Origin of the sequence: Paenarthrobacter sp. YJN-5, assembly GCF_015040095.1 — a bacterium.
GTDB lineage: Bacteria > Actinomycetota > Actinomycetes > Actinomycetales > Micrococcaceae > Arthrobacter > Arthrobacter ureafaciens.
Genome location: NZ_CP053545.1, coordinates 410637 through 419844 on the forward strand (window position 1 = coordinate 410637; position 9208 = coordinate 419844).

The 9208-nt window shown below is 63.7% G+C and carries 21 protein-coding genes; 2 read left to right on the plus strand and 19 right to left on the minus strand.

The features are described from left to right. Nucleotides 1–75: 75 nt before the first annotated feature. Nucleotides 76–552, plus strand: a complete 477-nt coding sequence (locus HMI59_RS23730; RefSeq protein WP_193594044.1) for a hypothetical protein — start codon at nucleotides 76–78, stop codon at nucleotides 550–552. Nucleotides 553–554: 2 nt separating this feature from the next. On the opposite strand, the gene HMI59_RS23735 is transcribed toward HMI59_RS23730, so the two are convergent. Continuing rightward, nucleotides 555–692 carry a hypothetical protein gene (locus HMI59_RS23735; RefSeq protein WP_193594045.1) on the minus strand — a complete coding sequence of 46 codons (138 nt, stop codon included), beginning with the start codon at nucleotides 690–692 and terminating at the stop codon, nucleotides 555–557. A 200-nt stretch (nucleotides 693–892) separates the two neighbouring features. On the opposite strand from HMI59_RS23735, the gene HMI59_RS23740 reads away from it, so the two are divergent. Next, complete coding sequence (locus HMI59_RS23740; RefSeq protein WP_193594046.1) at nucleotides 893–1393, plus strand: hypothetical protein; 501 nt, start codon at nucleotides 893–895, stop codon at nucleotides 1391–1393. A gap of 63 nt (nucleotides 1394–1456) precedes the next feature. On the opposite strand, the gene HMI59_RS23745 is transcribed toward HMI59_RS23740, so the two are convergent. From HMI59_RS23745 to HMI59_RS23830, 18 genes are all read right to left on the minus strand, one after another. Next, a complete protein-coding gene (locus tag HMI59_RS23745; RefSeq protein WP_193594047.1) occupies nucleotides 1457–1726 on the minus strand; it encodes a hypothetical protein in 270 nt (89 codons plus the stop codon). A 28-nt stretch (nucleotides 1727–1754) separates the two neighbouring features. After that, nucleotides 1755–2045, minus strand: a complete 291-nt coding sequence (locus tag HMI59_RS23750) for a hypothetical protein (RefSeq protein ID WP_193594048.1) — start codon at nucleotides 2043–2045, stop codon at nucleotides 1755–1757. A 3-nt stretch (nucleotides 2046–2048) separates the two neighbouring features. Then, nucleotides 2049–2369, minus strand: a complete 321-nt coding sequence (locus HMI59_RS23755) for a hypothetical protein (RefSeq protein ID WP_193594387.1) — start codon at nucleotides 2367–2369, stop codon at nucleotides 2049–2051. 30 nt (nucleotides 2370–2399) lie between these two features. Further along, on the minus strand, nucleotides 2400–2906 hold the full coding sequence (locus HMI59_RS23760; protein WP_193594049.1) for a hypothetical protein: 507 nt from the start codon (nucleotides 2904–2906) through the stop codon (nucleotides 2400–2402). 25 nt (nucleotides 2907–2931) lie between these two features. Continuing rightward, entirely contained in the window at nucleotides 2932–3240 is a 309-nt protein-coding gene (locus tag HMI59_RS23765) for a hypothetical protein (protein ID WP_227471686.1), read from the minus strand. A 40-nt stretch (nucleotides 3241–3280) separates the two neighbouring features. Continuing rightward, complete coding sequence (locus HMI59_RS23770; RefSeq protein WP_193594050.1) at nucleotides 3281–3661, minus strand: hypothetical protein; 381 nt, start codon at nucleotides 3659–3661, stop codon at nucleotides 3281–3283. Next, entirely contained in the window at nucleotides 3654–3791 is a 138-nt protein-coding gene (locus HMI59_RS23775) for a hypothetical protein (protein ID WP_193594051.1), read from the minus strand. The genes HMI59_RS23770 and HMI59_RS23775 overlap by 8 nt, the downstream gene beginning before the upstream one ends. Beyond that, on the minus strand, nucleotides 3784–4434 hold the full coding sequence (locus HMI59_RS23780) for a hypothetical protein (protein WP_193594052.1): 651 nt from the start codon (nucleotides 4432–4434) through the stop codon (nucleotides 3784–3786). Before HMI59_RS23780 ends, HMI59_RS23775 begins: the two co-directional genes overlap by 8 nt. After that, complete coding sequence (locus HMI59_RS23785) at nucleotides 4431–5021, minus strand: metallophosphoesterase (RefSeq protein WP_193594053.1); 591 nt, start codon at nucleotides 5019–5021, stop codon at nucleotides 4431–4433. The genes HMI59_RS23780 and HMI59_RS23785 overlap by 4 nt, the downstream gene beginning before the upstream one ends. Then, nucleotides 5018–5377 carry a hypothetical protein gene (locus HMI59_RS23790; RefSeq protein WP_193594054.1) on the minus strand — a complete coding sequence of 120 codons (360 nt, stop codon included), beginning with the start codon at nucleotides 5375–5377 and terminating at the stop codon, nucleotides 5018–5020. Before HMI59_RS23790 ends, HMI59_RS23785 begins: the two co-directional genes overlap by 4 nt. Before the next feature lie 39 nt (nucleotides 5378–5416). Next, nucleotides 5417–5812 (minus strand): hypothetical protein, encoded by a 396-nt coding sequence (locus HMI59_RS23795; protein ID WP_193594055.1) that lies wholly within the window; start codon nucleotides 5810–5812, stop codon nucleotides 5417–5419. A gap of 97 nt (nucleotides 5813–5909) precedes the next feature. Continuing rightward, nucleotides 5910–6419: a hypothetical protein gene (locus HMI59_RS23800; RefSeq protein WP_193594056.1), complete on the minus strand. Its 510-nt coding sequence runs from the start codon at nucleotides 6417–6419 to the stop codon at nucleotides 5910–5912. A 131-nt stretch (nucleotides 6420–6550) separates the two neighbouring features. Then, nucleotides 6551–6754, minus strand: coding sequence for a hypothetical protein (locus HMI59_RS23805; RefSeq protein ID WP_193594057.1), 204 nt, complete (start codon nucleotides 6752–6754; stop codon nucleotides 6551–6553). Beyond that, nucleotides 6751–6984 carry a hypothetical protein gene (locus tag HMI59_RS23810; RefSeq protein ID WP_193594058.1) on the minus strand — a complete coding sequence of 78 codons (234 nt, stop codon included), beginning with the start codon at nucleotides 6982–6984 and terminating at the stop codon, nucleotides 6751–6753. Before HMI59_RS23810 ends, HMI59_RS23805 begins: the two co-directional genes overlap by 4 nt. Nucleotides 6985–7309: 325 nt before the next feature. Further along, complete coding sequence (locus HMI59_RS23815; protein ID WP_193594059.1) at nucleotides 7310–7711, minus strand: hypothetical protein; 402 nt, start codon at nucleotides 7709–7711, stop codon at nucleotides 7310–7312. A 28-nt stretch (nucleotides 7712–7739) separates the two neighbouring features. Next, nucleotides 7740–8084: a hypothetical protein gene (locus tag HMI59_RS23820; RefSeq protein ID WP_193594060.1), complete on the minus strand. Its 345-nt coding sequence runs from the start codon at nucleotides 8082–8084 to the stop codon at nucleotides 7740–7742. Further along, complete coding sequence (locus HMI59_RS23825; RefSeq protein ID WP_227471687.1) at nucleotides 8081–8587, minus strand: hypothetical protein; 507 nt, start codon at nucleotides 8585–8587, stop codon at nucleotides 8081–8083. The genes HMI59_RS23820 and HMI59_RS23825 overlap by 4 nt, the downstream gene beginning before the upstream one ends. Before the next feature lie 39 nt (nucleotides 8588–8626). Next, nucleotides 8627–9175 (minus strand): hypothetical protein, encoded by a 549-nt coding sequence (locus HMI59_RS23830; RefSeq protein WP_193594062.1) that lies wholly within the window; start codon nucleotides 9173–9175, stop codon nucleotides 8627–8629. Between the last annotated feature and the right edge of the window lie 33 nt (nucleotides 9176–9208).

The window sequence follows — 9208 nt, forward strand, 5'->3', positions numbered from 1 at the left end:
TATGTGTGCGGACCGCCGCGGGCACCTCACCAGCGGTTATCCTCGCTGTACGTGAGGAATTGAAAGGGCCAGCCGATGAATGACTTTCTCAACCGACTCGCCGCGCAGCGCCGAGATGCTCAATCAAGGGGTGACTGGGATGCCTGGAGGGCCGCACACGTCTCCGAGGGTCAAAGGCTCTTCGAGATAGTGGACCCGGCAGCTCGTGAAGCTGTCTCTTCTTTTCTGGCAATGGTGCCCAGCGATCGATACAAGACCGCGCTTGTTCTGGCTGGCCCAGAGGCACCCTACGAGGTCGGTCGCATGGATCCTGGATTGGCTGGGACAGGCATGCGGATCCTCGTTCCTGATAGAGCGACCGTCGAGGCATTGGCCGCGTGGCGGCGCGATGCGTTCGAGGTGGGCTATCTCCATGTGGAACGAACCTATACCGACGATGGCTTCCCGGCCCGAGACGTCTATATCATCCTCCAAGACGGCCGAATCAATCGTCAGCCGGGGCCGTATCTGTATGAGGCTATGGCTAAATTCGTCGTGGACAACGGTCTGTAGGGTCAGCTCCAGTAGCGCCGGACTTTTGGATCAGCTTGGCCTGGGTGCGGTGTTCCAAAGCCACCTTCGCCTTCGGCAGCCTTTTCCTCCAGCCAGGTTGCGTAGTTGTCCAGGGTCGGGACCATGAAGTTCTCGTCCACATCCTCGAAGCGGGCCCAGAACAGCAGGGATGAATCCTGGTTGATGCGCGGGTCGTTGCCGACGAGGCTTCCGTGAGTGCGTAGCCCAGGGCTTTGTGCAGGCGAAGTTACATGCCAGCTCTATGTACAGACCGGTTACGCGCACTATCCACCGACCGTCAGCTACTCTCGAACTAACACCTGCATTGGAAGGTCAGCCTATGAATGAGTTCCTGAACCGACTCGCAGCCGAGCGTCAAAAGACCGATTACTTGAAGGCGCACTCGGACTGGGCCCAAGCGCACGTGGTGGCCGGATACAGCGTATGGGACGTAAGTGGTGCCCCGGACATCAGCGCCTCCGTTGCCGCGTTCCTGAAAATGGTGCCGCAGGGGCACCTTGAAGCAGGCTTGGTTCTGCCTGGGCCGAAGTACAGCGATGAATACCTTCAGATGGCTCCTGGGGTCTTAATGACAGAGGATAGGTTGCTGGACTTAGCGAACGCCAGCAACGAGATGCGGTTGGCGTGGGAGTCGGAAGGGCACCGGGTGTCGTTCGTTCGAACGAAACGGACCTTCACGGTTGAAGGCGACAAGTTCACCCGAGAACATCTCGTCCTTGCCGACGGAAGGGTCTCTGGGAGTCCAGGGCTTCACTCAACGAGAGCTGTGAATGAGCTTTACGAGGCCATGACGAACTACGCCATGGCCCACAACCTCTGAGGTCAGCTCCAGCAAGTGCAGGACTCCATGGCGTGTGCGAACACCGGCCCAACGGTGCACTTGTCAGGCCACATCCCAGCGGGAGATGTCGGCCTGCTGCCTGGCCGCTTCGCCGGTCAACTTAGCGCTGGTGCTCCAGCCCTTGATGCCCATGGCCAGCGGAAGGACCAGCGGCAGAACCCAGAAGACTCCATTGAACTGTGCACCGGCGAGGGTGCCCATGGCCAGGAACATTGACGTTACAGCGAAGTACAGGAACGCAATGGCGACCTTATAGTTGCCTGTGGCGCGCAGCGATGAGCGGGCCATGATGGGTGCGTTCGGGGCTTCCATGTCAGTGACCTTCCCTTGCAGTTCGGGTTTATTCAGCTGCTTTGTTCTCCGCTGTGATGCGGCGGTTGATCCGCTTCAGCACGCGCACACAGCCTGGACAGGTGATGCCGATGAGCGACCTGATCGGGTGACTGTTGGTGCTGCTGATGTCACGGCCGCAGAACGCGACCATGACGTTGATGTCCACGGCCAGGTGCTGGACGAACCGGCCTTCACCGAACCAGGGCTGCCCGCCGGGTTCACCGGGCTTGCCGTAGTTCTCGGCCAGGAGGCCACGGAACTCCCGGCGGGAGATGTTGAGTGCTTTCACCTTCGCCATGGGTCAGGCTTCCACGCCCAGGAGTTCGCGGATGTCGTAGTTCATCTCCGCACCCCAGATTTTGGGGATGGTGCGGCGTACCTGGTCGGCATCGAAGGCAGGCTGCGGGTTGCCGGCCCAGCGGTTCGTCAGGAATTGGTCCATCCAGGCGCGGTCAGGGTCTTCGCCCTCGACCTCCGGGTCGTACCGGAAGCTGTCAGCGCGACCGTTGGCCATGATGTAGTCCCAGGCGGCCAGCACCTGGGCGTCCGTGTCGAAGGGCAGAGCGACGTTGGTGTCGGTGGTGTAGCGGCAGTTGATGTTCAGGATCTTCACGGACACCATGTGTGCGGAGGCCACCGGCCGGCTCTCCGCTCAGCCTTGGGCCGGTTCGTCCGGCCGTACCTGCAGCTGATCGATCTCGTAGCGGAGCGCCTTGCGGGTCACGTCGAGTTCGGTGGCGTCCAGGAGCCCGCCGTTACCCACCTTGCCCAGGGCCTCGCGGTACTTGCCCTCCACCATGTCCAGGGCTGCCGGGAGGTGCTTTTCATACCGGTCCATGCCCCGGTCACGGAATTCGTACATCTCCGGGTGGAGCTTTGCCTTCTCGAGCTCCCGCAGTCCGGCTCGGTCCACGGCACGCCAGGCCGTGATGCAAAGTTGGCTGTGGTCGAAGCTGCCGCGGCCCATGAGTCCGTCCATGGCTTCGTCTTTCCAGCGGTTCGCGGCCATCACGTGGAAGCCGATCTTCTGGACCGCGTCCTCGAAGTCGTCATCCGGTCTGCCGAGGAGGTGGACGGTGTCAGGTTCTGTATGGATGGTGGCGGCGAACTGGCCGCCAGCGGGAATGCCCTTGGGCTGACGCGTTGTCGATGTGCTCATGCTTCTGGTGTGTGCGGCGTGCCCATTACTTGGCGGCGGTCTGGAAACCGAACAAGTCCAGGGTTCGAACCGGTTTCGGCGGTTCGGCCGGCCGGGTGCAGGCAGCGGCGACTTCCTCAGCTGTCCACTGGGCCAGGTAAATGCCTGATTCGATCAGCTGTTCGCGGAGGCTCTCGTGCCAGCCGGCGGGCATGTCGTGCGAGATCAGTTCGGCCTCGCCGGGTTCCAGGTAGGTGTACTCCTCGGGGATCTCCCAGGACTCTCGCTCGGTGACGGAGCGGATCGGGATGCGGATGGTGACGTAGCCCAGTGGCTTGTCGGGAGTGGTGTTCAACGGATTTTCCTCCTGCTCGGGCCGGCGGCCGCCGGTTTCTTCACGCCATGTGTGCGGCAGCAGCAAGCACGGTGCCCGCCTCCAGCTGGCGAACGTAATGGTCCAGGAACACAGGGGGGAATGCCGCCGCGTCGGCCGTCACTGACCAGTCCAGCCAGAAAGCTGCAGCCGTGTGCACCCAGTCGTCGGTCAGGGGTTCGGGGCGAATGAGTTCACGGGGATAGCCGCGGCGGGCGGAGCGGTCGCCGGAGTAGCGGCTGACCTTGATGCGGTCGAGCCGCTCTGAGCCCGGGGGAGTAACCCAGAGGTGCTTGCCGTCCGTCTCGAAGACGTGGCCGTTCAAGGTGAAGACGATGGGCTCCGGGGTTGGCCGGGCGCGGTGGTACCCCGCGCGGCGCTCCCGCGGGCCGGGTCTACCCATCGCGGGGAACCCTGACGGGCTTGATCCGCTCGGAATGCCGGACGGCTGCAAAGACAGCGCCCACGATCAGAAGCAGCAGGACGGAACCGAGGTGGTCGACGCTGAGGTAAACGGCCAGCAACTCAAGCATCGGCGCGGACCCTGCAGATACCGTTCGCTGCGTCGTGTGCGTCGGCTGCCTTCAATGCGGCCTCCGCTTCGGCGTAGTCGATCTCGGTCCATTCGGAGGGGTGGCCGCGAAGGTCGTCGTAGAAGTCGACTTTCGCCTGGGCCGCGGCGATGATCCTGGCACTGTCCGTCTGGTCAGGTGCCGGGACGGCTGCCGGGTCGAAGATCTTCCCGGCCCTGGACGCTGCCTGGCAGGCGTCAAAGATCAGCTTCGCCCCCTCCTGCGTCATCCCTGGCGCCTTCTCGAAGAAGTCCTCCATGGCGAAGTCGTTCCGCAGCCGCTGCTTGTTCCAGGGGTTGTCGTCCTGGGGGTCCTCCGGTGAGCCCCAGATGACCGTCTGCTCTGGGGTTGCCTCGGTCGCAGTGAGGACTCGGTGGATGGTGGCATTCTCCCGCATGGTCGTCAGGCAGCCCGTGCAGATATGCAGCGCGAGGTGCTCGCCTCCGAACACCGGGTCGAAGGAGGTGGATCCGTAGTGGCCGTGGGTGGCGAAGATGTTGGCGTCGTAAGGGACGTTCGGTTCCCCGTCGACGCGCTCCAGCGGCTGGCGGCAGACGCCGCAGGGCAGGGTGGTGTGTAGGGCAGCGGAGGGGCTGTCGGTCATTGTGCTCCGATCATTTCGAGGTCTACTTCTTCACATGCGTCGATGAAGCTGCCCAGCTCATCGAAGGACACCGGGCGCTGCCAGGCGTCGAAGCCGGCGTTGAGCTGGCGGCCCTTCACCTTCCAGGCTTTGTGGACGTGCCCGTGGACCAGCCAGAGACCTTCGTCCCGCAAACGCCACTGGCTGTAGCGGTCCGCCCGGTCGACGCCGTCCCCCTCATAGGGGAAGTGCGAGAGCATCACGGTGCGATCCCCGATGCGCCGGCTGGCCGCCATCTGCACGGAGGCGAAGACGTCGAGGTATTTGCGGAACTGCCGGTGCGCATCCGGGTAGAGCGGGTGGACGGGGTCATGGTTGCCGGCGACCAGGTGCTTGGTGCCGGGCAGCTTTTTGAGCAGCTCCAAGGCAGGCTTCGGGTTGGACGAGGCGAGATCGCCCAGGACCCAGACAGAGTCCTTCTTGGTCACGTTCTCCACCCATTGCTGGGCGAAGAAATCGTCGTGGTCGTTCGTGCTGGAGAAACCCCGATCCGCGGCCACCAGGGCGTGTCCGACGTGGGGGTCGCTCGTTGTTAGGACGGCCGTCATTCGGCACGGTCCAGCGTCAAAGCCTCCCGCAAGTCTTCAGCCACGAGGGCGAGGTCGCCAGGGATGACAGCGGAGCGGGCAATGAGGTTCTCCATGTAGGCGAGGACCTGCTCTGCCTTCTGCAGCCGTGCGGCCATGGCCGGGACGTCGGTGAACGCGGCGGCGACGAAGCGGGCGGTCCTCTCGTCTTCACCGAAGCTGACGGAGTTGTTGCCGTACCGTTCCCGGGCAAGTCCGGTGATCACCCAGTTTTTGCTGTCGTGGCGGCCTGAATGGTCGTCGATGACCTCAACCTGGTGCGGGCCAGGGGTGGCCGCGGCATGGAGGTCGATGATGGTCTGCAGGGAGTCGCTCATGGCCCTCATGTGTGCGGATCGGGAGCTTTCCCTGCCCGGTCAGGCCCCGGCGCCGGCCATGGCTGGAGACGACGCGGTGAACATGGACCGCAGCTTCTTCTTCAGCTTCTTGCCTTTGCCCTTCCACCAGTCATCGCTGTCCTTGTACCGTTCCCAGTCCCGCAGCAGGAACACGCAGATGGTGGCGTCAAGGAGGGCCCCGAACCATTCGCGGGTGAGCAGGTCTATCGCGGCGAAGAAGAAATACCCGGCGAAGAGCGGCCAGATCAGCGTCTTGATGATCGTGGCGCTGCGGTAGGAGCGGTAGGTCCCTGACACCGCACGCCGGTTGAAGGAGAGGTTGATGGCATAGACGACGTAGACCAAGGCAATGGCCCAGCCCAGGCCGGACTTAAGCGGTGTGTCTGCGAAGCGCGTCCAGAAATCAATATCCATGGGCACAATGTGTGCGGAACAGGGGATCCCCTTGCCCGGCAAACGAAACTCCCCGGAGACGGCCTCCGGGGAGTTTCATTGGTTATGCGGCGCGATGTTAGTGCTTGCCTCCGCCGAGGACGCCTTTTTCGACGGCCTTCGTCACGGCATCCGCTTCAGCCTGGGTCAGCGTCCCGGCAGCAACAGCCTTGTCCAGCCTCGACTTCAACACCTCGCCGCGGTCGGGCTTCTGCTGGTTGGAGCGCAGCTCGTTGATGGCGGCAGTGACCTTCGCTTCGTCGATGCCTAGCGAGTCCGCCAGGGACTTCGCCAGCGCTGCCTCCTTAGAGGACCGGTCCGCTTTCCTCGCGTCACGGAAGCTCTTCAGCGCATCGGCCACCTTCGCCTGGTCGACACCGAGCTTGGCGGCGAGGTCCGCGGCGATCCGGTCGCCACCCTTGCCGTGGCCGCCCCTGTCTTGGTGGCCATCAGTTGCATCACCTGCGACGTTGCTGGGAGACGGCGTCGGCGTAGTGGTTGCCGATGCCATGGTCGTGGCGCCAATGCCGAGCGCCAATGCCAGTGCCGTGGCCGAGGCGGCCAGCGTGATGTTCTTCCTGCGTGACAACGAATCGTCTCCTTGTAGCCGTGGGTGGTCCCGGTTCCGGCAGCGCCGGACTACTCACACATCTAGCATCAATCGGCGCCCGAAGGCTGAAAATGTGCTGGGAATCTTGGGACTCCGGTACAGCCGGGTCCTCAGGCAGCAGCCGGAAGCTGGCCAGTTGCCGGTTCGTTTGGCTGGACGGTGTCGAGGCCTGGTTCAAGCCCGCGTGCGGAGTCCGCGATGTCAGCTACTTCTTGCCTGCGGAGGATCTGGGCGCCGTGAACAAACGCCCAAGCGAAGAAGGCCGCGATAAGCCACGCGGCGCCGCAGAAGATGGAGACGAGGGGCGGGTTCATGTAGTTCTGCTTTCTGTCGTGACCTGGTTCCGGTTCCTCAGCTCGAGGGCGACGGCGATGATCAGGTCCTTGTATCTGGCCGTCTCGACTTTCGTGATGTACTTCTTTCGCCGGCGGCCGCGGGGAGTCCTGACGCGGATCACGGCGAGCCGGTCCAGTTTCCGCTCCTGGAGGCGGCGGCGATTGTCCAGCATGGGGTTGCCGCCGGTTGACGGGAGGCGGCTATTCATCGTCGGGGAACCCTCCCAGGGAGAGGACGGTGTCGCAGGCTGCGCCGTCGAATACCAAACACAGGCAGCAACGGCCGCCGTAGCCCTGGTCGGAGTGGAACTCGTGCTTCCACTGGTCGTACCAAATGGTGTCGTGCAGCTTCAGGACCTTCTCGGTGGCTGAGGACAGCTGCCGGATCCGGCCGATCAGGGCCAGGACGGTGTCTGCGCTGGCGGCGGCAAGATGCCGTGCTACGGGGTTGCGGACGTCAACGATCTCGCCCCGGTGGATCCCTTCGTGTGTTCTGGGGGTGTCGTCTGGCAGGCCGCGGTGGCGGGCAACCTCTTAAACGGCGAGGTCTCTGACCGGCTGCTTGACGTTGCGCTCATCCGTGATGGACAGCCGTGAATCGGTGTTCGGCACCTCGTAGGCCTGGTCAGCCCACAGCCACTCGTCCATGTGCCGCCTGGCGTCCTCATCCGTCGTCGAGAGCGAGAAGAGGTCTTTGAACTGGCGCAGGTGCAGGTCGGCTTCAAAGGAATCGGCTTCACGGTCCACGGGGATATGGCCGAGAATTTCCACCCGGCCTTTGGATGACACCATGCAGTTCAGAGACGGCTCTTCGTAATCGGTGTTCCCGCGCCAGAACCAGTCCCCAGGGGCCAATGTGGCGGCGGCCCGGGCGGTCGCTTCGAGGGCGTCCAGGTCAAGACGTGGGGCAACGGGAGCCGCGGCATTTTCAGTCATGCGCCTCATGTGTGCGGCAGAGCCGGTGCTACTGCCCGCCGGCTTCTTGCATCGCGGCGCGGCGGGCCTGCCATTGCGCGAAGGTGGCGCCATTCGGCATGACGGTGTCCGCTAGGGCCCGGGCGTGGGTGCAGGCTTCTTCGAGGGTGAAGCGGCAGCGGGCCAGGAAGTCTTCTTCCCGGCTGGACGGGGAGGGCTCCCACTCCCACTCGGTGCCGTTCCAGCATTCGCCCATCCATGTCACCGCCCAGGTGTCTTCACCTCGCCAAGTAACGGTGACCCTGAAGTGCCGGGTGTCGGGGTCTTTTCGGTCCGTGCCGGCCGGGGTGAAGACGAATTCGGTCGCGTATGGAAGCAGCTCGCTGTTTGTCACTGGTCGTCCTGCCTGCGGAGAGGAGAGATGGTGAGCTTCGCCCGCCACCCGAGGTACCTCTCCAGGTTTGTGTGGGGGTGCGGAAGGTAGCGGACATCGCCCGGCCAGTTGCCGCGGGCTTCGTCGATGTCGGTCAGCGGTGTTCCCGCCGCCAAGCGGTCGTAGACATTCTGCGGGTAGGCGAGGGCGCCGACGAGAACTCCGGTGAAATCCATGATGCCGCCGCGGGCGGAGTCCAGGACCATGTGGTGGAACTCGAAGCTCGCCAGCGTGCAACGGTCCCTGTCCGAGTCCTCGAAGCCGGGCGGAGCGTAAATCCTGGCCTCGAAACGGGAGAGGCCGCGGTCATGGTCTGCGTTGAAGTCCGCCCCGGTCAGGGTGGCCGCGCTGATGGCCTCGGGCCAGCCGCGTCCGTGCCGCAGGTGGGGTACGGGTTCCAGCCGGACCCGGATGCGGTAAGCACCGATGCCGGTGACGGCCAGTACAGGAGGCTGCTCAGTCATGAGCCTCATGTGTGCGGAAACGGCGGCGCCGCTCTCCGTTTACTTCCGGACAGGCATTTCCTTGGAGTCCTTGTCGACCAGGATGATCTGGCCGGCAGCAGACGTCCCATGGATCAGGGAGCCGTTGAAGATGACCGGGTTGGTCTCGTTTGAGGTCACCATGAAGCCCTTGTTCGTCAGTTTCTGCAGTTCGGTGGCCTGGACGCCGGACAGTTCGACGTTGTAGCGGTCCTTCGCCCAGGCGGTAAATTCGCCGTTCTTGTCAGAGACGGTTGCACCCTTGGCCAGGCCGATAAAGTTGGGCACCGTGTCCCCGGACCGGGACGTGAACTCCATGACGCCCGAACCCAGGACCGGCAAGATGAGCAGCAATGCCGCAGCCCAGAAGGAGCGAGTCGCCCAGACCGCGGAAAGCTTTGACTTGTCCACCCGCCGGACCACCAGGATGACGATGCCGGCGGCCAGTGCCAGGAACCACCCGCCGGAGAGGATGATCCCGCCAAGGCTGTCGTACGCGGTGTTGTGAACCTCTGTCAGGCTGGCGTAATCGAAGGCCTTTGAGGGGTCCTGTGCGGTGGGTAGGCTCATGGTCCGTTTTCTCCTAGTCGTTCAACCGGACAC

Coding starts and splice junctions, on each gene's coding strand:
- HMI59_RS23730 (WP_193594044.1), top strand. CDS start 76: ATGAATGACTTTCTCAACCGACTCGCCGCGCAGCGCCGAGATGCTCAA.
- HMI59_RS23740 (WP_193594046.1), top strand. CDS start 893: ATGAATGAGTTCCTGAACCGACTCGCAGCCGAGCGTCAAAAGACCGAT.
- HMI59_RS23745 (WP_193594047.1), bottom strand. CDS start 1,726: ATGGAAGCCCCGAACGCACCCATCATGGCCCGCTCATCGCTGCGCGCC.
- HMI59_RS23750 (WP_193594048.1), bottom strand. CDS start 2,045: ATGGCGAAGGTGAAAGCACTCAACATCTCCCGCCGGGAGTTCCGTGGC.
- HMI59_RS23755 (WP_193594387.1), bottom strand. CDS start 2,369: ATGGTGTCCGTGAAGATCCTGAACATCAACTGCCGCTACACCACCGAC.
- HMI59_RS23760 (WP_193594049.1), bottom strand. CDS start 2,906: ATGAGCACATCGACAACGCGTCAGCCCAAGGGCATTCCCGCTGGCGGC.
- HMI59_RS23770 (WP_193594050.1), bottom strand. CDS start 3,661: ATGGGTAGACCCGGCCCGCGGGAGCGCCGCGCGGGGTACCACCGCGCC.
- HMI59_RS23775 (WP_193594051.1), bottom strand. CDS start 3,791: ATGCTTGAGTTGCTGGCCGTTTACCTCAGCGTCGACCACCTCGGTTCC.
- HMI59_RS23780 (WP_193594052.1), bottom strand. CDS start 4,434: ATGACCGACAGCCCCTCCGCTGCCCTACACACCACCCTGCCCTGCGGC.
- HMI59_RS23785 (WP_193594053.1), bottom strand. CDS start 5,021: ATGACGGCCGTCCTAACAACGAGCGACCCCCACGTCGGACACGCCCTG.
- HMI59_RS23790 (WP_193594054.1), bottom strand. CDS start 5,377: ATGAGCGACTCCCTGCAGACCATCATCGACCTCCATGCCGCGGCCACC.
- HMI59_RS23795 (WP_193594055.1), bottom strand. CDS start 5,812: ATGGATATTGATTTCTGGACGCGCTTCGCAGACACACCGCTTAAGTCC.
- HMI59_RS23805 (WP_193594057.1), bottom strand. CDS start 6,754: ATGAACCCGCCCCTCGTCTCCATCTTCTGCGGCGCCGCGTGGCTTATC.
- HMI59_RS23810 (WP_193594058.1), bottom strand. CDS start 6,984: ATGAATAGCCGCCTCCCGTCAACCGGCGGCAACCCCATGCTGGACAAT.
- HMI59_RS23815 (WP_193594059.1), bottom strand. CDS start 7,711: ATGACTGAAAATGCCGCGGCTCCCGTTGCCCCACGTCTTGACCTGGAC.
- HMI59_RS23825 (WP_227471687.1), bottom strand. CDS start 8,587: ATGACTGAGCAGCCTCCTGTACTGGCCGTCACCGGCATCGGTGCTTAC.
- HMI59_RS23830 (WP_193594062.1), bottom strand. CDS start 9,175: ATGAGCCTACCCACCGCACAGGACCCCTCAAAGGCCTTCGATTACGCC.